19 protein-coding genes and 1 riboswitch are annotated in these 21,566 nt (G+C 68.7%); of the genes, 7 read left to right on the top strand and 12 right to left on the bottom strand.

What is annotated here, in order from left to right:
- The first annotated feature begins 897 nt into the window (after nt 1-897).
- The 3 genes from ACWF9G_RS28515 to ACWF9G_RS28505 all read left to right on the top strand — a co-directional run bounded on the left by ACWF9G_RS28515 (nt 898) and on the right by ACWF9G_RS28505 (nt 3,334).
- Entirely contained in the window at nt 898-1,212 is a 315-nt protein-coding gene (locus ACWF9G_RS28515) for a hypothetical protein (protein ID WP_379308412.1), read from the top strand.
- A gap of 175 nt (nt 1,213-1,387) precedes the next feature.
- Nucleotides 1,388-1,966: an ArsR/SmtB family transcription factor gene (locus tag ACWF9G_RS28510; protein WP_452519060.1), complete on the top strand. Its 579-nt coding sequence runs from the start codon at nt 1,388-1,390 to the stop codon at nt 1,964-1,966.
- 3 nt (nt 1,967-1,969) lie between these two features.
- On the top strand, nt 1,970-3,334 hold the full coding sequence (locus tag ACWF9G_RS28505; RefSeq protein ID WP_452519059.1) for an alpha/beta hydrolase family protein: 1,365 nt from the start codon (nt 1,970-1,972) through the stop codon (nt 3,332-3,334).
- Nucleotides 3,335-3,395: 61 nt separating this feature from the next.
- Here the strand turns inward: ACWF9G_RS28505 and ACWF9G_RS28500 are convergent, their stop codons facing one another.
- The 3 genes from ACWF9G_RS28500 to ACWF9G_RS28490 all read right to left on the bottom strand — a co-directional run bounded on the left by ACWF9G_RS28500 (nt 3,396) and on the right by ACWF9G_RS28490 (nt 5,864).
- Nucleotides 3,396-3,704, bottom strand: coding sequence for a hypothetical protein (locus ACWF9G_RS28500; RefSeq protein ID WP_452519057.1), 309 nt, complete (start codon nt 3,702-3,704; stop codon nt 3,396-3,398).
- On the bottom strand, nt 3,688-4,617 hold the full coding sequence (locus ACWF9G_RS28495; RefSeq protein ID WP_452519055.1) for a M12 family metallopeptidase: 930 nt from the start codon (nt 4,615-4,617) through the stop codon (nt 3,688-3,690). Before ACWF9G_RS28495 ends, ACWF9G_RS28500 begins: the two co-directional genes overlap by 17 nt.
- A 194-nt stretch (nt 4,618-4,811) precedes the next feature.
- Nucleotides 4,812-5,864, bottom strand: a complete 1,053-nt coding sequence (locus tag ACWF9G_RS28490) for an alpha/beta fold hydrolase (protein WP_452519053.1) — start codon at nt 5,862-5,864, stop codon at nt 4,812-4,814.
- 208 nt (nt 5,865-6,072) lie between these two features.
- Here ACWF9G_RS28490 and ACWF9G_RS28485 point away from each other — a divergent pair, with 208 nt between their 5' ends.
- Nucleotides 6,073-6,534: a DUF2752 domain-containing protein gene (locus tag ACWF9G_RS28485; RefSeq protein ID WP_452519051.1), complete on the top strand. Its 462-nt coding sequence runs from the start codon at nt 6,073-6,075 to the stop codon at nt 6,532-6,534.
- Between the two features lie 38 nt (nt 6,535-6,572).
- On the top strand, nt 6,573-6,758 hold the full coding sequence (locus tag ACWF9G_RS28480; protein WP_379037232.1) for a hypothetical protein: 186 nt from the start codon (nt 6,573-6,575) through the stop codon (nt 6,756-6,758).
- On the opposite strand, the gene ACWF9G_RS28475 is transcribed toward ACWF9G_RS28480, so the two are convergent.
- From ACWF9G_RS28475 to ACWF9G_RS28450, 6 genes are all read right to left on the bottom strand, one after another.
- A complete protein-coding gene (locus tag ACWF9G_RS28475; RefSeq protein WP_379308419.1) occupies nt 6,743-8,098 on the bottom strand; it encodes a M1 family metallopeptidase in 1,356 nt (451 codons plus the stop codon). The genes ACWF9G_RS28480 and ACWF9G_RS28475 overlap by 16 nt on opposite strands.
- Complete coding sequence (locus ACWF9G_RS28470) at nt 8,098-12,027, bottom strand: Pls/PosA family non-ribosomal peptide synthetase (RefSeq protein ID WP_452519110.1); 3,930 nt, start codon at nt 12,025-12,027, stop codon at nt 8,098-8,100. The genes ACWF9G_RS28475 and ACWF9G_RS28470 overlap by 1 nt, the downstream gene beginning before the upstream one ends.
- A gap of 156 nt (nt 12,028-12,183) precedes the next feature.
- Nucleotides 12,184-12,618, bottom strand: a complete 435-nt coding sequence (locus tag ACWF9G_RS28465; protein WP_379308420.1) for a MarR family winged helix-turn-helix transcriptional regulator — start codon at nt 12,616-12,618, stop codon at nt 12,184-12,186.
- Nucleotides 12,619-12,737: 119 nt separating this feature from the next.
- A complete protein-coding gene (locus tag ACWF9G_RS28460) occupies nt 12,738-14,111 on the bottom strand; it encodes a hypothetical protein (RefSeq protein ID WP_379308421.1) in 1,374 nt (457 codons plus the stop codon).
- Nucleotides 14,104-16,299, bottom strand: a complete 2,196-nt coding sequence (locus ACWF9G_RS28455) for a S8 family peptidase (protein ID WP_452519048.1) — start codon at nt 16,297-16,299, stop codon at nt 14,104-14,106. Before ACWF9G_RS28455 ends, ACWF9G_RS28460 begins: the two co-directional genes overlap by 8 nt.
- A 23-nt stretch (nt 16,300-16,322) precedes the next feature.
- Nucleotides 16,323-17,453 (bottom strand): AAA family ATPase, encoded by a 1,131-nt coding sequence (locus ACWF9G_RS28450; RefSeq protein ID WP_452519046.1) that lies wholly within the window; start codon nt 17,451-17,453, stop codon nt 16,323-16,325.
- A 265-nt stretch (nt 17,454-17,718) separates the two neighbouring features.
- Nucleotides 17,719-17,833, top strand: a riboswitch (SAM riboswitch).
- 48 nt (nt 17,834-17,881) lie between these two features.
- Between ACWF9G_RS28450 and ACWF9G_RS28445 the strand changes: the two genes are divergently transcribed.
- Together ACWF9G_RS28445 and ACWF9G_RS28440 are read left to right on the top strand one after the other, a co-directional pair.
- The gene (locus ACWF9G_RS28445) at nt 17,882-19,198 is read left to right on the top strand and encodes an aminotransferase class V-fold PLP-dependent enzyme (RefSeq protein ID WP_452519044.1); all 1,317 of its coding nucleotides are present in this window, start codon (nt 17,882-17,884) and stop codon (nt 19,196-19,198) included.
- 149 nt (nt 19,199-19,347) lie between these two features.
- Nucleotides 19,348-19,899, top strand: a complete 552-nt coding sequence (locus ACWF9G_RS28440; RefSeq protein ID WP_452519042.1) for an excalibur calcium-binding domain-containing protein — start codon at nt 19,348-19,350, stop codon at nt 19,897-19,899.
- A gap of 26 nt (nt 19,900-19,925) precedes the next feature.
- On the opposite strand, the gene ACWF9G_RS28435 is transcribed toward ACWF9G_RS28440, so the two are convergent.
- The 3 genes from ACWF9G_RS28435 to ACWF9G_RS28425 all read right to left on the bottom strand — a co-directional run bounded on the left by ACWF9G_RS28435 (nt 19,926) and on the right by ACWF9G_RS28425 (nt 21,415).
- Nucleotides 19,926-20,276 (bottom strand): hypothetical protein, encoded by a 351-nt coding sequence (locus ACWF9G_RS28435; RefSeq protein WP_452519040.1) that lies wholly within the window; start codon nt 20,274-20,276, stop codon nt 19,926-19,928.
- Nucleotides 20,277-20,308: 32 nt separating this feature from the next.
- Nucleotides 20,309-20,776: a flavin reductase family protein gene (locus ACWF9G_RS28430; RefSeq protein ID WP_452519109.1), complete on the bottom strand. Its 468-nt coding sequence runs from the start codon at nt 20,774-20,776 to the stop codon at nt 20,309-20,311.
- Between the two features lie 162 nt (nt 20,777-20,938).
- Entirely contained in the window at nt 20,939-21,415 is a 477-nt protein-coding gene (locus ACWF9G_RS28425) for a YbaK/EbsC family protein (RefSeq protein WP_379308425.1), read from the bottom strand.
- Between the last annotated feature and the right edge of the window lie 151 nt (nt 21,416-21,566).

Below are 21,566 nucleotides of genomic sequence, written 5' to 3'. Positions count from 1 at the left end.
CGTGAGTGTGTGCATTCCTTTGGTGTGGTCTGAGGGTTCTGGGCAGCTTTGGGAATGGGTTGTTGAGAGGGAAGGGAATACGGGGAAAGGAAGGAACTGGGTCCCCGGAGATGAACAGAAAAAAGAAGAAGTAGCCGGTAACCCAGTTGGGTAGTTCTGTGAGTATCAGGTGAGAAGCTTTGCCGAATTTCTCTCTACAACATCAAGAGCGCGAACGCGCCGCCCTAGGGTGCCCCCTCCGCTGGCGCTACGGGGACACCCGGGCGACGCGGACTCCACGGCCTCACCTGGACGGTTATATAGCAGGAAACGATAAATATCGATGCGGAGGTATGCGGCGCACTGCGACCGCTGCCCTCTAGCGTGCGCTCGCCTCGCCGCCCCCGTTCGAGAAGCTGCCGCACCCCTCCGGGGTTTGCCCCCTGGCCCATTGCCGGGAGTTAGCTAGCCGGTAGAAGGTGACGGCGTGTCCCATCCCCGACACGCGGACCGGGTGGGCATGGGGTCCCCAACTATCTCCCAACTTATTCGCCTGCTGTACGTCGTCGTCGAACGTATGTCTGAGTTGTCAATGGTTGTCTATGCTGCCTGTTTGTGCAGGTGGGGAGCAATTTATGGGTTGTCGATTGTGGTCTTCAGTTGCCTCTGGTAGCAGGTGATTTCTGTAATGAAAAGGTCGGGGGTTCGATTCCCCCAGGCGGCTCCAAGGTCAAAGGCCCTTTCCGGATTCCGGGAGGGGCCTTTGCTCTGTGCGGGGGCCGCCGAGGAGGGGCCAGACGGTCTCGCGGGGAGTAGATGCCTGCGTGGCCGTGACGGTAGTTCTGGGGGACGACAGTGTTCGCGAATCTTTGTAGCATCGGGTTCATGAAGCGTGGAAGCATGTCTTTCGTCGGCGCTGTGGCCATCGCCGCCGCGGTAGTTGGTGCCCCCTCGGCCGCTGCCTTTCCTCTTCCGGTGCCTTCCGGGTCGTCGATGCCGCTGCCGACCGGGTCGTCGGAGGGTCAATGGGCGATCATCGACGGTACAGGGATGATCGAGAACCTGGACCGATGCTGGGCGAGTGGTTTCCCGCGCGAGGTGACCTACGAGAATCGAAGCGACCGAACGCTTCTGGTGTTCTCGACACCGGACTGCACGGGGACGCCGGTGGCGACGGTGGCGCCTCGCAGCATCGCTAATTACTACAGCTGGTCGATGGTCGCCGCCAGGTAGTGGGGCCGGCAACAACGTGACAGGCCCTTTCCAGGATTCCGGGAAGGGCCTTTGCTCTGTGCGGGGCCGTCGAGGAGGGTGGGTGGCGAGGTGTCCGTAGCGGGCTCCAGCATTACCGTCGGAGGTTGCACAATTGTCTTTGCAGGGAACTCTTTGCAAAGGGTACTGTGCAAGTATGGCCGACGAAGTACCGCCCAGGGAGATCACCGATCCCGCCGCTCTCCGCGCGCTCGCGCATCCACTCCGGCAGCGCATCCTGCGCGCACTGGCCGAGAAGGGCCCGGCGACGGCGACGGCGCTGGGTGCCCAACTGGGCCAGAACACCGGTGCGACCAGTTATCACCTGCGCCAGCTCGCCGAGCACGGCTTCATCGAGGAGGCGCCCGAGCTGGCCAAGGGGAAGGAGCGGTGGTGGCGGTCGCCGCCGAAGGATCTGCGGTACCGGATGGACAAGGACCAGTCGCCGGAAATGCGTGAGCTGCTGGAAGGTCTTGTCGCGCAGCACATCGCCGATGACGTCGAGATGTTCCAGCGGTACCGGGCCGAGCGCGCCGAGCTGGGTGATTGGGCCGACGTGATGCCGTTCTCGCGCGGCGCGATCTACGCGACCCGGGAGGAACTCGACGCCTTCTGCGAGGACTATCTCGCACTGCTCAAACGCTTCCAGGCCACGCACGCCGAGGGCAGGCCGGGGGCGCGCCGGGTACTCACCCGATTCATCGCCTTCCCGGCGCCGGGGATGAACAGCGAGTAGATCATGCTTCTTCGAATTGTCCTGGCCACCAGCGTATTCGCCGCAGTGCTGATCTGCGCCCCGCTCGCGCACGCGAACGACCTGACCACTACCGACATCACCTTCACCCGTTCCGACGGGACGACGACAACCGGCACGATCCACGCACCCGCCGGCGCCACCGGCAGACCTGGCGTCGTGCTCGTCCACGGCTCGGGCACCGCCCGCAGCCCCCAATACGCCCAGGTCGCGGAGGCGCTGGCTCGGCAGGGCATCGTCGCGCTGCACTACGAGAAGCGCACCGAGGACTACACCCCCGCCCACCGCGACTTCTCCCTGCTCGCCGACGACGCGCTGGCGGGCATCGCCGCACTGCGGAATCGGCCCGAGGTGAACCCCGCGCAGGTCGGTCTCTGGGGACTCTCGGAAGGCGGCTGGGTCGCCCCGCTCGCCACCTCGCGCTCGGCCGATGTCGCCTTCCTGATCACCATCGGCGCCAACTCCGGTGCGCCCGCTGCGCAGCAGACCTGGGCCAACGAGACCAGATTCGCGGCGGCGGGCGTCCGCGGATCGATGATAGATCTGCTGGCGCGCAATGGAATCCGGCAGATCGCGGGTGCGGGTCAGTTCGCGCAGGCCGACTTCGATCCGCTGCCGGTGCTGGCACGGATCGAGCAACCGGTACTCGCGATCTGGGGTGACAAGGACCGGCTGACTCCGCCGGGCGACAGCCTGCGCGGCTTCCAGGAGACCTTCGATCGCGCGGGCAAGACGAACTACACCCTGCGCACCCTGCCGGACGCCCAGCACGGCGGCTTCACGACGACCGACGGATTCGACAGGGGCGAGCAGCTGGCTCCCGGCTACGCCCAGCTGATGGGCAATTGGGTGAACGGGCTGCCCGGCTCCGCTGTCGGACAGGCGGATGAACCTGCGGTGCAAGGGCATTCGGTGTCACCCCTGACCCCGCTGGCGTGGTGGGAGTCGACCGCCGCCCAGCTGGCACTGCTGGCGGGAACCCTGCTCGCCCTCGCCGGGTACGCGCTGACCGGCGTGGCCGGAGCCTGGCGCCTGCCGAACGCCCTACCCGCGCGAATTCTGTTGGCGGCAGCGGGGATCGGCATCGTCGGCACGGTCGCGCAGCTGTTCTACGTGGCCTCGACCCGGGCGACCTCGTTCGGCCCGTTGCTGTTCGGGCGCACCCTGTCCTGGGTGGCGTTGCAGCTGATCGCGGTGTGCGCGGTGGTCGCGCTCGGCTTCGTCGTAGTCCGTCGGGACCGGATGCTCGCCGGAGCGGGCACGGGGGCGCGAACCCGCTGGGCGCTGGTGGTCTGCGGCGGCGTCGGGTTCACGCTGTGGGCGCTGTACTGGGGTCTGCTGCTGCCATGAGAAACGAGAAGGCCCCTGACCTGATGGTCGGGGGCCTGGTCTGAACTGCCGGTGAACTGGTTCAGGGAGTCAAACCTTCCACAATCACCGACAAGTTCTGCGGCGTCGCTCCATGAAAGGGGTCGCCGGTCATCAGCAGCACCGTCGAGGTGCCGGGCGTCAGCGCGGAGAGCAGCACCACGTCCGGCGGGCCTTCGGGCGCGAGCGCACGTCCGTTCGGTAGCGGGGTCGCGTTCTGGTACACGCCGACCTCGACCGCGGAGCCCGATGTCACCCGCGCTCCCGCGGCGGGTAGCAGCACGATGTCACCGTGCGCCAGCTCCAGCCTCTCCCCGACCGGACCTGCGCGGAGATCAACCAGCCGTGGCATCTGCCAGCTCGAGCGCAGAGTCCACGCTGACGTCCTCGCCCTCGCCCCAGTCCGCGCCCTGGGTCCAAATGGGCCCGAACCTCGGATAAATGGCACGTGCGAAGGCGAAGTCGGTGGCGTTGATGTCCGAGCCGCCGCGAATCGGCTGCCCGTCCGTGGTGATCTGGCCGGGCAACTGGTAGCACATGATCGAATCCTGATCAGCGTTGGGCGTCGCTGTGATCGAGCGTTCTTCCAACGGCGTCAAGACGTTCGATCGTGTCTGTTGCTCGCTCCACCCGAAGGTGTCCCGGAAGTAGGCGATCGTCTTGGCGACATCGAGCCGATTGACCAGAGCGCGGCGCAGATGCTCATGCGGGAAGCCGAGTGTGTGGCCCGTCTCATGGCGCACGACCCGCTTGTACTCGGACTCCCTCGTGTTCATCGTGAACCCCTGCAGGTTCATCGTCGGGCGGTTCGTCGGGATCAGTAGGACGTCCGTTCCGAGATAGGACCAATAGCCTTGTCCGGCGCGGGAAATGCGCACCTGGCCGGTGCCGTTCGTCAGGGCGAAAGTGACGCCGATGCCCCAGGCGTTCATGTGGCTGAGAATGCGCTGCCTGAGGTCGGCGCCAGTTGCCTCCATGAAGCTGACCGATAGCGTGCGCCGCTGAAAGCCCCAGTACTTCGAAGTCAGCACCGCCAGCTCGGCCACTTGCGGCAGGCCGCCTTCCGTCGGTGCGCTCTGCGTGAGTGGCGCATTCGCCGGATTGAGACGCGAGGCGACTTCTGCCGCGCGCGCCAACAGCCGGGGCGGCAGCGAGGGGATGACGCAGCCCGCGTCCTCGGCGGGGGGAGCGACGAGGGCGTCTATCTCGGACTCGGCCTCCGCCGCCGAGTAGTGGCCGTCGCCTTTGTGCTTTTGTGTACCCATTGGACCCTCCTCATCGGAATCAACGTGGTTGCGACTGTTCCACGAAGAATCAACGAGGTCCCGAGTAGTCGACTACCCGATCCACGGGCCCCTCCAGGCACGAGAAAGGCCCCCGACCTGGGTAGTCGGGGGCCTGGCCTCGAGTTGCTCCTGAGCCGATCGCCGTTGACCGGACTCAGGAGAACCGACTCGGGTCAGCGGGCGGCGACGTTGCGGCGGGTGGCCCGAGAATTGGTGGCGGAAAGCAGGATCTGGTGCAGGATGGCGTCGAAGGCGACGCTGTCCTCGATATTGCCGAGATGGCCGTGCGGCAGCACGTGCACATCGGCCAGGTGGCCGGTGCGGCGCAGGATATCGACGATCGGGCGGGACATGCGCTGCGGGAGCAACCGGTCCTGGGCGCCCGCGATCACGGTCGTCGGCACGGTCAGGTTGGCGGTGCCTTCCGACAGATCCATGTCGGCCATCGCGGCGGCGTGGCGGCCGCGGGCGAGCGGACGGCAGGAGCGGATGATGCCGACCGCGAATTCGACCTCGTCGTCGGAGGCCTCCGGGGTCATGATGCGGTTGCGGAACACCTGCTCGGTGAACCAGCCGCCGGGGATCGGCAGCGGCGCGAACAGCAGCGACTCGCTGACCGGCTGCGGCATCCGGATCGGAGCGCCGAGGAATGTGACCGGGTATTCGGCGAGGGTGAGCTGCTTGTTCAACAGCGGCAGCAGATCGGTTTCCTCGCGGATGCCGCCGTTGGCGGTGTTGGCGAGCAGCACGGCGGCGGCGCGCTCGGATACCTGCTCGGGGTGGTGCTTGGCCCAGGCCTGGATGGTCAGACCACCCATGCTGTGCCCGGCCAGGACGGCCTTCTCGCCCGGGCGCAGCGTCGCGTCCAGGACGGTGGCGAGGTCGTCGGCCAGGGTGTGTTCGCTGGGCGCGATGGTGCCGAGGGTGGACTCGCCGTGTCCGCGCTGGTCGTAGCTGACCACGCGGTACTCGCCAGCGAAGGCGCTGATCTGCGGGTTCCAGTATTCGATGCTGCACGCCCAGCCGTGGATGAGAACCAGGGCGGGGGCGGTGTCGGGACCGTAGACGTGGACCCTGAGGTCGGCGCCGTCGGCGGTGGTCACCGGGACGACCCGGTGCTCGACGGCGGGGGTGTTGAGTTTCGCTGTCGCGAAACTGCGGGTACGCAGCCCGGCACGGAACTGTGCTGTCAGTGCGCCTACCGTCATCATCGACTTCGCAAGCATGTCGGCACTCCTTTGTGTCGTAGGCCACCGTACAGTGCGAGCTCGGGTGCTAGCTAGTGTTAGCGGGTCACAGTGTCCCATTTGTTGTGAACTGGGTTACCTGACGCGCGGACACTGTGAAATCGCACGAAATCGCCGGAAAATTACAGCGAGTCACCGCGATGCGAGCGTGCTGGCGGCCTCGACCGGCCCCGGCTACCGTAGGAGCGTGGACAGCACGCCCGTCATGGCCGAATTCTCCGGCGCACCGCACCGGGAACCGGCGCGTCCGTTGTGGCAGCGGATGGCCCCGCCGCTGATCGCCGCCGGCCTCGGCGTCGGCACGCTGGCGGTGCTGCACTTCCGCGACCCGCACGTCGAGGGTTCCTACGGACTGTGCCCGGTGTACGCGCTGTTCGGGGTGTACTGCCCCGGCTGCGGCGGGATGCGGGCGATGCACAATCTCACCGACGGCCGGATCCTCGATTCGCTGCAGAGCAATGTGCTCGTCGTGCCGCTGGTCCTCGCGTTCGCGGTGTTCGTCGTCGACTGGCTGGTGCGCGCCCGGCGTGGCCGACGCTGGCGACTGCCGGGGCTGAACCCGGTGCTCGTGTGGTCGTTCTTCGGCCTGCTCGCTGTCTATACCGTTTTGCGCAACACGCCGTGGGGAACCTGGCTCACGCCCGTCTGATACTGGTGTCCGCGCCGTTGTGCGGGCAATCTGGAGGCATGCGCGATTCACTGAAGGATCGAGTCCGACAGAAGTTGTTGCGCCAGCTCGCCGAGGACGGCCCCGACCCCGAGCGTGACGACGCACGCAGCATCTCCGTGGCCGATGACCTCGAGGCGCTCGAGATGGTGCCGTCCGACGATCCCCTCGTCGAGGAACTCGCGCAGCGTTACCTGGTGTTCTGATGTCCCTGTCCGCCCAGCGGCGGTAGCTGCGGCAATGGCTTGGTACCGAGCCAGACCGCGAACAACCCGCGCAGCGGCGCCACGCTGTAATGGCCTGCCAGATCCACGAATTCCTCGGTGGTGACCGAGGCGTGGCGATAGCGCGCGGTCCATTCCCGGATCAGTTCGAAGAACAGATGGTCGCGCAATTCCAGGCGCAATGTGTGCAGGGTGAGCGCGCCGCGCTTGTAGACCCGGTCGTCGAACATGTCCTTGGGGCCAGGGTCGCCGACGATGATGTCCTGCGGCTGGCGGGCCAGATTGGCCCGCGCCGCCCTGGCCAGCTGGTCGGCGGTCGGGCCACCGGAGGCCTCCGACCAGATCCACTCGGCGTAGCAGGCGAAGCCCTCGTGCAGCCAGATATCGCGCCACTGCTTCAGGGTCAGGCTGTTGCCGAACCACTGGTGGGCCAGCTCGTGCGCGACCAGCCGTTCCGAACCGCGTTTGCCGTCACAGTGATTGGCGCCGAACACCGATATGCCCTGCGCCTCGATCGGGATGTCGAGCTCGTCGTCGGTGACGACCACGGTGTAGTTCTCGAACGGGTACGGACCGAACTTCTCGGTGAACAGCGCCATCATCTCGGGTTGGCGGGCGAAGTCGTGGTCGAAGTTCACGCGCAGCCGCGGTGGCACGACGGCCTGCATCGGCACCGGCTCGCCGGGCGCCCCGATCCGGTGCTTGCGGTAGTTGCCGATCTGGATCGTCGCCAGGTAGCAGGCCATCGGCTCCGGCGCCTCGTACACCCACGTCGTCTGGCTGGCCTTGGCCTGCTTGCGCATCAGGGTGCCGTTGGCGACGGCGTAGAACGGACTGTCGGTGGTGATCGAGATCCGGTAGGACGCTTTGGAACTCGGGTGGTCGTCGCACGGGAACCAGGAGGCCGCGCCGTTGGGCTGACTGGCAACGAGCGCGCCCTCGGTGAGCTCCTCCCAGCCGACCTCGCCCCACGGCCCGCGCACCGGTTTGGGAGTACCAGAGTAGTGGACGGTGATCTCCAGGACACCGCCCGCGGGGATCTTCTGCTGCGGGGTGACCGCGAGCTTGCTCTGCTGATGGCTGAACTTCGCGGCCTTGGCCCCGTTGACGAACACCTTCGACACCGTCAGCGCCTGCGACAGATCGAGCGTGAACCAGGCCCGCACCGTGGTGGTGACCGCGATGATCACCGCGCGCCCGGTCAGCCGGTTGCTGGCGGGCTTGTAGCTCAGCTCCAGCTCGTACCTGGACACGCGGTAGCCGCGATTGCCGTTCTGCGGCAGGTAGGTATCGATCGGATCCTCGTAGAACTTGCTCCGCATCAGGCGGCTCCGCGCTGCCTCGACTCCGACATCGAGGCGGTGCCGGTCCACGGTGAGATGGGGTTGCCCCACCAGCGGGTCGACGGCGGAACCACGTCGCCGCGCATCACCAGCGACGCCGGTCCGATGGTGGCGCCCGCGCCGATGTGGGCGGCGGGCAGGGCGACACAGTGCGGGCCGAGGGTGGCGCCCGCGTCCAGCGTCACCGTGTCCATGGACATGATGCGGTCGTGGAACAGATGGGTCTGCACCACGCAGCCGCGTTCCACGGTCGCGCCGTCACCGAGTGTCACGAGGTCTGCCTCCGGTAGCCAATAGGACTCGCACCATACCCCGCGGCCGATCTTGGCACCGAGTCCGCGAAGCCACAGATTCATCACGGGTGTACCCGTCGCCGCGCGCGCGAACCAGGGCGCGGCGACGGTCTCGACGAAGGCGTCGGAGACCTCGTTGCGCCACACGAACGAGCTCCACAGCGGGTGCTCGACGGCGCGAATCCGCCCGACCAGCAACCACTTCGCGCCGACCGCGAGTGCCCCCGCCAGCGCGCCCGCCGCCATCAGGACCAGGCCGGAGAGCAGGGCGGCGACGAGGTAGTCGGAGTGCTGGGCGATCAGGGCAAGCACGAACAGCACGCCGAGGCCGATGGCGAAGGTCACCATCACCGGGATCAACCGGCAGGTCTCGACGAAGGCGCGGGCCAGCTTCAGCCGCAGCGGCGGATCGAAAGTGCGTGAGGTGTCGCTGGATTCGGCCGCGCGGCGCAGGCGCACCGGCGGGCTGCCCAGCCAGGACGAGCCGGCCTTGGCCTTGCTCGGCGCGGCCGAGAGCACCGCGACCAGGCCGTTCTTGGGCACCCGGCGCCCGACCGCGGTCATGCCGGAGTTGCCGAGGAAGGCGCGCTTGCCGACCTTGGCCTCGCCGATCCGCAGCCAGCCGCCGCCGAGTTCGTAACTGGCGATCATGGTGTCGTCGGCCAGGAAGGCGCCGTCGGCGACAACGGTGAACTTGGGCAGCAACAGCACCGTGGAGGCTTCGACGTTCTTGCCGATCCGCGCGCCGAGCAGGCGCAGCCACAGTGGGGTGAGCAGGCTGGCGTAGAGCGGGAACAGGAAGGTGCGTGCCGAGTCGAGCAGGCGTTCGGTCGCCCACACCTGCCAGCCGGTCCGGCTGCGCACCGGGTGGTAGCCCTCGCGCAGGCCGATGCCGAGCAGGCGCACGGCGATCACGGTGGCCGCGGCGTACACGCCGAGGCTGAGCAGGGTCGCGACCGGCAGGATCGCGAAGCCGCGCAGCGCGGCGGCGCCGATGGTGGTCTCCTCGCGGACCCACCAGGCGATGAAGGTGCCGCCGACCGCGAGACCGAGGACGGGCATGGCGGCCAGCGCCATCGACGACAGGCCGAACACCAGCAGCCAGTGCCTGGCGCGTTCCGGTGCGTGGTCGGGCCAGCGGCGCGGCGCCTTGCCGGTCTTCGTCGCGGGCGAACCCGCCCATTCCTGTTCGGCCTTGACCTTGCCCGATACCGCGGAGCCGGGGGCGATCTCGGCCTTCTTACCGATCTTGGTGCCGGGCAGCAGGATCGAACGGGCGCCGATCACCGCGCCGTCGCCGACGGTGATGCCGCCGATGTGCACGACATCGCCGTCGACCCAGTAGCCGGACAGATCCACCTCGGGTTCGACGCTGGCGCCGTCGCCGAGATCGAGCATGCCGGTCACCGGCGGCAGGGTGTGCAGGTCGACGCCCTTGCCGATCCGCGCGCCGAGCGCACGGGCGAACGGCACCATCAGCGGTGCGCCGGACAGGCTTTCGGCACCGCTGGCCTCGGACAGCCGCACGGCCGCCCACAGTCGCAGGTGGACCGACGAGCCGCGTGGGTACGTACCCGGCCGCAGTCCCGCCAGCAGAACCCGCGCGCCCGCCACGCACAGCGTCATCCGGCCGATCGGCGAGATGAACAGCACGAACGCCAGCACGATCCACCACCAGGACAGCCGCGGCAGCCACGGCAGCGAGCCGGACCAGCCGGCGATCGCCGACACCACGGCCAGCCAGGTGACCCACTGCAGGCCGGTGAGGGTGGTCAGCGGAATCGTGGCCAGCACCTGGGTGATCTGCGCGCGCAGCGGAGTCGGCGCGACGACTCGCGCGTCGACGGCGGCGACCGGCGCGCTGCCGTCGAGCAGTTCGACGAGCGAGCCGAGGCGCGGATGGTCGTAGAGGTCGGCGACGGTGATGTGCGGATACCGCTCGCGCAGCGCGCCGACCAGCTGGGCCGCCGCCAGCGAGCCGCCGCCCAGATCGAAGAAATCGGCATCGAGATCGGTGGCTTCGGCGCCGAGAATGGCGTCCCACAGCCCGGCCACCCAGGCCGCGGTGCCGCCGAGGCCGCCGGATTCGGTGGGTTCGTCGGTGCTCGGCAGCGGCCAGGGCAGGGCATTGCGGTCGACCTTGCCGGAGGTGCGCGTCGGCAGGTCGGGGACGACCGCGAGGCGCGGCACCAGCGGGGCCGGAAGTTGTTCGGCCAGTATCTTCCTGGCCTGCTTGACGTCGAAGTCGGGTCCGGCGCCGGTGAGGTAGCCGACCAGGATCTTGTTGCCCGCCTTGGTCGTCCGGATCGCGGCCGCCGCGCCGCTGACGCCGGGCAGGTGCTGCAGGGCGTTGTCGATCTCGCCGAGTTCGATGCGCCTGCCGCCGATCTTGATCTGGTCGTCGGCGCGGCCGAGGAAGATCAGGCCGTCGCGGTCGTTGCGGACCAGGTCACCGCTGCGGTAGGCGCGTTCCCAGCCGAGCGAGGGTAGCGGGGCGTACTTCTCGGCGTCCTTGGCCGGGTCGAGGTAGCGGGCAAGGCCGACGCCGCCGATGACGAGTTCGCCGGTCTCGCCTTCGGGCACCGGGTTGCCCTGCGGGTCGACGACGGTGAGGTCCCAGCCGTCCAGCGGCAGGCCGATGCGGATCGGCATGTTCCCGTCGAGCAGCGCGGCACAGGCGACGACCGTGGCCTCGGTGGGGCCGTAGGTGTTCCACACCTCGCGGTCGGCGCCGCCGGCGAGTCGTTCGGCCAGCTCCGGCGGGACGGCCTCGCCGCCGAAGATGAGCAGCCGCACCGAGTCCAGGGCCACGGCGGGCCACGTCGCGGCCAGGGTCGGGACGGTGGAGACGATGCTGATCTCCCGGCGCATGAGCCACGGGCCGAGGTCGGCGCCGGTGCGGACCAAATCGCGCGGGGCAGGGACCAGGCAGGCGCCGTGCCGCCAGGCCAGCCACATCTCCTCGCAGGAGGCGTCGAAGGCGACCGACAGGCCGGCCAGCACGCGGTCGCCGGGGCCGATCGGCGCGTTCTGCAGGAACAGCCTGGCCTCGGCGTCGACGAAGGCGGCGGCATTGCGGTGGGTGACCGCGACGCCCTTGGGTGTGCCGGTGGAGCCGGAGGTGAAGATGATCCAGGCGTCGTCGGCGGGGGTCGGCAGGGTGTTCCAGTCCGAGGCCGGTGCGCGGCCCGCGGCGGCGGTGGCCGACTCGATGCCCTCGGCGGTGGCCAGCGCGCTCACCCTGGCCTCGCCGAACACCAGCCTGGCCCGTTCCTCCGGGTCGTCGGCGTCGACGGGCACGTAGGCGGCGCCGCAGTAGAGGACGGCCAGGATCGTCACGTACAGCGCCGCGCTGCCCGAGGGCATCCGCACGCCGACCCGGTCGCCCGGTCGCACGCCCGCCGCGGTGAGCTCGGCCATCCTGGCCTCGATCGCGGCGATCAGCTCCATATAGCTGAGCACGACAATGCCGTCGTCGATGGCGGGTGCGTCGGGGTGGGCCAGGGCGGTGTCGGTCAGGATGTCCACCAGGGTGCGCGGCGGCGCGGCCAGGTCGGCGCGCAACAGTGGGTCACGCAACCGGCTCGCCGGGTCCTCAGTGCGTGGCTCGAGCATGGCGCTCAGTCCACCTCTCATCGGTTGACCCCCATCGGTGTCGTCTGTTGTTTCACGGTCGGGTTACCGGAGGGCAAACGGGATGGTCACCAGGTGCCAACGGTACTCGGAGAAGGAGTGGCGCAACGGCCACCGCGAGGCGTGCCGCGGCGCGGATCACGACGGCGATTCGGGGATCTCGCCGAGCGCGGTGAGCACCAGCCGGTGCAGCGTGCGCTGCTCCTCGGCGTCGAGCCGCTCGAGCACCCGCGCGGTGGCGTCGGCGATGAGGCGGTCGGTGCGCTTGCACTGCTTGCGCCCGGCATCGGTGATCCGCAGCCGGTACTTGCGGCGGTCCTTGCCGTCGCGAGTGCGCTCTACCAGGCCTGCGCGTTCGAGCGCGTCGACCAGCCGGACGACTTCGCTGCGGTCGATACCGAGCGCGTCGCCGACTTTCTTCTGCGTCAGGTCGGCGTTCTCCTCGATGAAGGTGAGCACCCAGTGATCGCGCAGCGGCACGTCGATCTCGGCGTGCAGTGCCTTGGTGAGCCGTCCGAGCGCGTACACCGGGTAGCGCGGCAGGCCGCGGACGGAGTTCGTGTTCGTGGACATGACGGCCACTCTAACAAATAGTGGGGGGACTCAATCATTTGGGGTATCCACCATGGATTTGGCAGATGGTTGGGCGGTGCGCCTTCGCGGGGCAACCGGTGGGCAATCGCGCAGGGCGGCTACGGGTAGCCGACGACGTTGCGGGCGCGGGGATTTCGGGCTGCGAGGTAGGCGTCGGTGCGGCGCACGACCTGGGCGTAGGCGCTGGATTCCGGATCGAGTTCGACCAGGTCGAAGGAGACTTTGCCGTCGTGGTCGTGGTGGATGACGAGTGAATCGTCGAGCACCTGGAAGACGCCGCGGATCTCGCCGTGCGCCCAGGCCGCGACGTATCGGACGTCGACAGCGCGGCCGACCGCGAGTCGCCAGTACCTCCGTGCGGAATCGCGCAGGCGGTCCGCGGTGATGCCCGGGTACCAGCCGTATCCGGCGCGTTCCGGTGATTCGACCGGTACCCAGTCACCCAGGTCGACCCACAGGATCTCGCCTTCGCGCACGTGGTGCCCACCGCGGGTCACCCGGCCGGACGGGGGTCGGCGCGGGGGTTTGGCGCGTTTGCCGAGGACGGTGACGGTGGGGATGTCGGGGGTTGCGGGTCGAGGTGGTGGGCTGGTGGCCACTTCCGCGGCATGGGCTCCCGTGGCATACGCCCAGCTGCTGCGTGCCGGACCGCCGGCGATGTCGACCGGCCGATAAGCGGGGTTGTCGTCCCGCACGAATTCGAGCGCACGATCGAATGCGGACAGCCCCGGTTCGGGCGTGCAGCCGTCCAGGCACAGCAGCGTGCGGCCCTGTTCGAACACCGCGGCCGCCGCGATCGAGCCCGCGCCTTCCTCGTCGAACACGCGGCGCAAGACTTGGGCGGGCACGATCACGATCGAGGTGTCGGACGGGCTGGTGTGCTCCGCGCAGCGGGTCACCTGCCCGACGTGCGCCGACACCGACTCGGCGTAGAACAAGTAGTAGGCCGTCGCACCGAAATGTGTTGCGGCGTCGAGTAGATCGGCCCGCTGCGCGGCGGGTAGCGCTGCCGCTTTGATCGGCTGACCGCGCCTGGCCCGCTTGGCCTGGACGAGCAGCCGTACCTCGCGCGCGCCCGAGGGATCCTGCACGCAGTAGATGAAGTCGGCGCCTACGCCGCGTCTACCGCGTGCCCGGTTGCCGCCCTCCTCGGGCCGGGTGAGCAGCCGGACCCCACGCCTGGCGCGGGATCGGTCGCCGCCCTCCTCGGACCGGGTCAGCAGCCGCGAGCCCGCCGGTGCGCGCGTCGCGGAACCCCACGTCGAACAGCGCTGGGGTGGCACGCAATCGGGGCAGGCCGCGTCGATGCGGTAATCGACGCCGGTCAGGTGCCCGAGCAGGATCTCGGTGAACGTCTCCTCCTGCCAGGGGAACTTCCGTGCGCCGAGGTGTTGCAGCCGGTACACGCTCTGGCAGCTCAGCCGTCGTGCCGCGATCGGGTCGACGAAGATCTCGGCAGGGAACTCAGACATCGAGCGGAATGTCCACGGTCGGGCGCAAGGCCTCCAGCTGGGTGACGTACGCGCTGAGCACCCGCTCGTACAGATCGTCGACCTTGGCGTGGCGCACCGTGATCACCATCGAGTACCGGATCGGCCGCGCCGCAGTGGCGGCATGGCTCGACCGGCGCGCGGTGTGGTGGATGTCGAACACCGGATTGCGCAGGCTGTTGACCCGTTTGCTGCGCTCGGCGTGCAGCACCGTGTCCCACTTGTGCGCGGTGCGGCGAAGGACGGACTCGGTGTCGAGGTCGGTGGCGCGGAAGAACGGGGCCGAATCCGGATGGATCCTGGTCGGTTCGGCGAACTTCTCGTCGTGCGGGCGGAAAGTGACGTCGAGGCCGCTGCGGGTGTAGCTGCCAGGGTCGGCGGGGTCGACCGGTGTCGCGTAGACCAGCGTCGCCCTGATCCGCACCATGCCCGCAGGCAGTGCGGCGGGCAGCGGGATCTGGGCGCGCAGGTACTTCGCCGGGGTCAGTTCGCCCTGGTACAGGACCCGCGCCTCGCCGTCGCCGCACAGCACCAGCTGGGCCAGGGTCGCGGCGATGCGGCCGTGTCCGGAATCGGAATCCGGTGAGCTGCTTCGCCGTTCGGCGGTGTGTACGAGCAGGGCCTTCAGGTCGAGCGCGCCCAGCTTCGGGCCGAACAGGGTGCGCGCGCCCAATGCGGCGCGCAGGGCCATCGGCGCGGCGAAGCTGGTCCCGGAATCGGGGATCGCCGTGCCGTCCGGGCCGACGACATGAAACGGTTCGTCGTCGCTGCCGCCGAACGCGAGCAGATCGGGTTTCACCGTGCCGGGCGCACGACCGGGCCCGATCGCCGAATACGGCGCCCGATTCCACAGCGCGCCACTGCGATCCGACGATCCGATCGCCAGCGCGTTGACGCTGTCGGCCGGAACCTGCACGCGCGCATTGCCACTGGGCCGATCAGCCTCCCCGTTGTTGCCGACGGCGATGGTGGCCAGGGTGGTGCCGTCGCTGAGGTAGTCGTCCCAGAACGCGGTCCACGCGTGCACTTCGTCATCCTCGATCGGCAGTTCGGGGCCGATGCTGACATTGACGAACTCGTATTTGCGCTGGCGCAGGACGCTGTCGATGCGGTCGATGGCCGCGTACAGCTCGCACTGGTCGTCGTCGGTGTCCTCGTCGAGCACCTGGTAGTGGTCGATGTAGCCGTAGGGAACCGGCACCGGATGCGCGGGGTCGACGCTGCCGAACAGCAGTGCCGAGGTGACCCGGTGGCCGTGGTCGAGGTAGTTGCGATGCGGCGCCGCGCTGTCGGCGAAGGTGTGCGCGTCGACCCAGCGGGTCAGCGGGGTGCGCGCGGGCAACCCGCCGTCGAACACGGCGATGGTGAGCTCGCGGTCGGTCGGCTCGGCGGTCGGCAGGTCAGGGCGGAAGCGCGAAAGTGTTGCGGTGGAGCGGGTATCGCGGCCGAGCTGGGTCCGCATTCGTGGCATGCGGCGGATCACCCTGGTGAACGAATAGCCTGCCAGCTCGGCGACGGCCGCGTGGGTGCCGGTGACCGGGACGAAGGCGAGACCGCCGTTGTCGAGTCTGCGGTCGATCGCGACGTCGAGATCCAGATCGCGGGAGTAGTCGAGCAGGCCCTGCAGGGCGATGTCACGGCCGGAGTGCAGGACCAGCTCGGCCACGGTCTCCGAATCCGGCTGGGCGGCAGTCAGTCTCAGCCGGTCGGTGGAGGAGTTGAGGCGGAACTCGGCCAAGCTGACGATGCCGTGTTCGGCGGCGCGCAACGGAGTCTCGGCGCAGATGCGAGTGGCGAGCAGCCGCAGGTTGGCGCGGGTCGTCGCGAGGAACAGCAGCGTGCTGGCTCGCGGCGCATGGCCGTCCGGCACGACCGTCACCGGCCTGCTGCCCAGCGGGTCGAACTCCATCGACGCGAGAAGCCTGGTGGGATAACCGCTTGTGGACACATACTGCGGATGCAGAGTGACCGCGGTGACGGTCTCGTCGTCCGGGCAAGCGACCCTGGGCAGCGCCACCGCGCTCTCGCTCGCCGCGCGCACCATCGGCGCGAGCCGGACCCGCGCCTGCGCGACCGTATACGGCGGCTGCGGCGAATCACCGCCTCTGCCGGGGACGATCGGCGCGGTCAGCCGCTCACCGAAGCCGATCAGAAATCGCGGTCCGGCCACCCGAAATCCCCCCAGCGAGCACGTTATTGCCGTCGGTGCGTGAAGCCACGGAGGGTATCGCGCGACACCCCCGTCAGCGCGCTGATCTGGCGCTGAGACAAGCCTGACATGCCGACCAGGGTCTGTGCCAGCTGTAACCGATCGGTCCGCGAAAGTTCAGCTACCAGACGCGCGGAATGCTCGGCCATCAAGTCCGGCAGCGGCTGGTCATCGAGCACGCAACGACGCCGCAACCGCAGCATCGTGCGCTCGATATCGTTGAACGACAAGCCTTTCGACGCGATGGCGACGGCGTCAACGGCGGCATCGGGTAGCGGTTGGCCGGCGAAGCGGCGGATCGCCTCACCGCGCTGCGTCGTCTCCGGCAGCTCGAAGCAGACGGTGACGTCGAAGCGCCGCCACACGGCCGGGTCGAGGAGCTCGGCGTGGTTGGTCGCGCCGATCACCAGACCGGCGCCCGACGGCCAGTCGTCGATCTGCTGCAGCAGCACCGTGACCAGGCGTTTGAGTTCGCCCACATCGCGGTCGTCGTCGCGGCGCTTGGCGATCGCGTCGAGTTCGTCGAGCAGCAGCACGCAGGGTCGTTGCTTGGCGTAGTCGATGGCGTGGCGCAGGTTGGTGCCGGTCTTGCCGAGCAGGCTGCTCATGATCGTGGCCAGGTCGAGCACCACCAGCGGCAACTCCAGCTGATGGGCGAGCCAGGCCGCGGCCATGGTCTTTCCGACGCCGGGCGGACCGACGAAGAGCAGGCTGCGCGCCGGGGTGAGGTCGGCGGCGGCGAGACGGTCGGCCTGCTTGCGTTCGTCGACGATCTGGGTGAGCACCCGGTAGGTCTCGGCGGGCAGGATCGGCACCTCCGCGGTGGCGCCGGGCGGCACGACCCGCAGCAGCGGCAGGCGGCTGTCGCCGTCGACGGGGATCGGCGTATCGAGTTCGGCGCGTAGCGGATTGGCCCGCGTCGGGTTCTGCCTGAGCAGTCCGATCAGGGCCTCGGCGAGCTCGGGGCAGTCGGTGCGATGCCGGCGCGCGGCGCGGCGGACGAACATCGTGACGTCCTGTTCGCGGCCTGCCATCGCCAACCGAGCAAGGTGGACGAATTCGTCTGCTAGATCGGCGTTCACGTCCGCCGGTGTGGAGCTCAGGGCGTGTGACATGGTGTTCTTCCGATCGAAGGCATGGACTGATTTCGGTTCACTCGATCGTACGGCGTCCATCGCGGGCAAAGTTCACCCCTTGTGTACCGGTTTGACATCAGAACCCACCCGCAGCGCCACGTTGATCTGCCGAGTCGTCGGCGTAGCCGTCGCCTTCGTCGGATGCTAGTTGCGTGGCGACCCGGCGTCGGCGATTCCTGTCGGTTCGGGCGTGCCGATGGTGGTGGTTGACAGCTCCCTGGATCGTCTGTCACTCTCGTCAACAGGTCACGAGTACCAGCGACAAGCCCCGGCTAGCTGGTCGGCAACCCTCCTCCGCGGTGGGGTGCTCCGGGTGACGACCAGGCCGCCGTCCGCAGTGGGCGCGGCAAGCGCGGACTCGCAGCACCCTTTTCGGGAACGAGTCCCTGAGCCGACGGGATTTCGTCATGACCGCAGTAATCGACCCCACCTGTGCCCTGGCCGCCGTGTCCGGCGCCGACCTGCAGGTTCCGCTCGTGCAGGGCGGCACAAGCACCTACGCCAACTTCGACTACGCGGCGAGCGCGCCCGCGTTGCGGCAGGTCACCGACCGGATCTCGCAGCTGCTGCCGTACTACGCCAGCGTGCACCGCGGCGCGGGCTACGCCTCGCGGATCTCCACCGAGTGCTACGAGGCCTCGCGTGGCGCCGTCGCCCGGTTCGTCGACGCGTGTGACGACCAGGTCGTCGTGTTCACCCGCAACACCACCGATTCGCTGAACCTGCTGGCAGGCTGCGTGCCCGGGGAGACCGTCGTGCTCGATATCGAGCATCACGCGAACTTCCTGCCGTGGACCGCGCACGGTCGTCGGGTCGTGCAGGCCGCCGACACCGTCGAGGAGACGATCCGGCGGGTCGTCGCCGAATTGTGCAGCAAGCCCGCCGCATTGCTCGCGGTGACCGGGGCGTCCAATGTCACCGGTGAGGTGCTGCCGCTGGAGCGGCTGGCCACCATCGCCCACCTGTGCGGCGCGCGGATTCTCGTCGACGCGGCGCAGTTGGCCCCGCATCGCCGGATTTCGCTGCGTGAGAACGGGATCGACTATCTCGCCTTCTCCGGGCACAAGCTGTACGCGCCGTTCGGCGCCGGTGTGCTGGTCGGCAGGCGGGACTGGCTCGACGCGGGCGAGCCGTACCTGGCCGGTGGTGGCGCGGTGCGCGAAGTCGGTGTGGAACAGGTCGAGTGGGCCGCGGCACCGCAGCGGCACGAGGCGGGCTCGCCGAACGTGCTCGGCGCGGCCGCCATCGCCGCCGCCTGTGACGCGCTGGCCGCCATCGATCCCACCGAACTCGTTGCCGGCGAACGCTTTTTGGCCGACCGTCTGCGCGACGGTTTGGCCGCGATTCCCGGCGTCGACATCGTCCGCATCTGGTCCGACAGCCCCGACTGCGTCGGCATCGTCGCCTTCACCGTCGCCGGCTACGCCCCCGGCCAGGTCGCCGCCTACCTCTCCGCCGAACACGCCATCGGCATCCGCGACGGCCGCTTCTGCGCCCACCCCCTCCTCACCCGCCTCGGCCTCGACGCCGCCCTCCGCGCCAGCATCGGCCTCGGCACCACCGCCACCGACGTAGACCGCCTGATCACGGCCATCGCCACCCTCACCGAATCCGGCCCGACCTGGACCTACGCCACCACCGAAGGCCTCTGGAACCCCCCCCCCGAAACCCGCCCCCTCACCGCCGATTCCCCCGCAGGCGCCGCCCCCTGCCTCATCGGCTGAACCGAGCCACCGTCGCGGCGGGCCCAACGGCCCGCCCGCTTCGGCACGCCGTCCTCGAGAATGTTTGACGCGCCGCAGAACTGGGTAACGGGCCTCTGGCCAGTCGCGATGAAGCCCCGCAGAAGTGCTCAGACACCTTAGGGGAAATAGTGACTCGACCGAATCAGCCGCCTGATCCGTGGGCTCGTCCGCCCAGGCCACAGGACAAGAAGCGCCGCTGGCCCGTGGTGGCCGGGATCGGAGTTGTCGGAGTGCTTGGTCTAGCCGCGATCGGCGGTCTTGCTGAGGACGAGTCTGCGCCCGAGGTGCGTAGCTCGGCTACCTCGACTACCCGCATCGCCGAAACATCCACAACTACAATCACTTCGACGACAACAACCCCGCCGCCTACCGCTACGACAACCACCGTCGTGCCCCTGGCGACCACCACCGTCGACATCCCGGCGGCCCCGATCGCCCCGACGACTACGGTCGAACTGCCACCTCCACCGCCGGTGGTCGCCCCTGCACCGACGACGACAGTGCCGGTACCAGCACCGCGTATCGAGGCGGTCCCCGAACCGGATGCGCCGCCCGCCCCCAGCGCCTATTACAGGAACTGCGCCGCCGCCCGCGCAGCCGGCGCAGCCCCTCTTCACCGCGGCGAACCCGGCTACCGCTCAGATCTCGACCGCGACAACGACGGCGTGGCCTGCGAATAGAGCGCCGTCCCGCTCATTGCGGCGGGCTACTCGTCGAAGTGCCCACCCGCCGAGCTCTGTGCTACGAACTTTCCTTCGCGCGCATCACGGGCGGACTCGAGCAGCCGCAGGCCACCATGTGTGGCGACAAGATAGTCCGTCGTATCCATCGCGCGAATGGCATCGCCTGCCTGGACGTGCACGGAGATCTTGTTCGAGAAGGTGAACGAGAACTCGCCGGCGGGCGACCTGTGGAATCCGATCGATTCCACGACGCCGTGCGCGACAACGGTTTCTGCTCGTGTGAGCTCGACCGGATCACCGAGGTCGAACGAGCCGGTGACATGGCCGACAACGTGCGGGTTCTGCTGGTAGCTGACGGTAAAGACGTTGGTCACACGGAACTCGCTCATGGTCACGGGTTGTCCGATCAGGTGTCGAGGGCGGTGGGGCGGTGGTATTTGCCGTTGTAGTAGAGGAGGGGGGCGGCGGTGGGGGTTTCGTGGGTTTGGTCGTGGACTCGGGTGACGAGGCCGACCGCGAGGGTGTGGTCGCCGATGTCGATGAGTTGGTGGAGGGTGGTGCGGAGCCAGAGGGGGGTGCCGTGCAGGACTGGTTCGCCGGTGTCGAGGGTGGTCCACAGGGAGCGGTCGGTGAAGCGGTCGGCGGCGGTGCGGGAGAAGCGGTGGGCGAGGTGGTGCTGGTGTTCGCCGAGGAAGTGGATGACGACCGAGTCGGCGGCGCGTAGTGCGTCGATGCTCGACGAGGTGTGGGCGATGTTGAACGACACCAGGGGTGGTTCCAGGGAGAGTGAGGCGAACGACGTCGCCGTGAAGCCCACCGGGCCGGTCTCGGCGCCGATGGTCACCACGGTGACTCCGGCCGGATAGTGCCGCATCGATTCCCGGTACTGCTCGGCGGTGATCCCGCTCAGATCATCGGGGACCACCAGCTCGGCCGGGGTTCGTCGCACTTCACTCACCGCCCCAAACTACGCCCGCGCCGCAGCCTCGCACAGGGGCCCTTCTGCCCGGTTGACGCACATCGCGCGCGGCCGACCTCAGTCGATCTCGATCGGCAGGCCGGCGGTGATGCGGACGAGTTCGCGGAAGTTGGTGCGGAACACCGTGTTCGGGTGGCCGCCTGCGGCCCAGACCTCCGGGTGGGCGGCGAGGGCGGTGTCGACCCAGGTGGGGAGGTTCGTCGGGTGGCCGACGGGGGCGGTGCCGTCGATGTGCTGGCCGGTGATGCGCTCCACCAGGGCGGTGGGGGCGGGGATCAGGGTGCCTTCCAGGCGTTTGCCGGTGCGGCTCAGATCGACCTGGTGATGGCAGGCGACCAGGATCAGGACCGGGTCGTTGTCGAGGAGGAAGACCTGGGAAGTGATGATCGCGGTGGGGTGGGCGCCCATGGCCCGAGCGGCATCGGCCGCGGTGGGGGCTGGCGTCTCGGGGGAAACGATGACGCCGTGATGCCCGCGGGCGATGAGGGTATCGGCGACGCGGCATGCGACCGCCGGAAGAGACGACCTGCGCATGAGATCCAGAGTAGGTCGATTGCGGGAAATATACTGTGCAACTGGAGCACTGGCGTGCTCGAGTTCGCGGCCCCTCCTGTCCCGTCGGTCAGGCACCGTTGCTTGTGCGTGGTAGCGGAACACAACGCACCAGAAACACCGGGGGGGCGCG

The organism is Nocardia sp. NPDC055029, assembly GCF_053608525.1.
The sequence above is the reverse complement of the archived record's forward strand: the minus strand, read 5'-3'. Positions and strand labels throughout refer to the sequence as shown.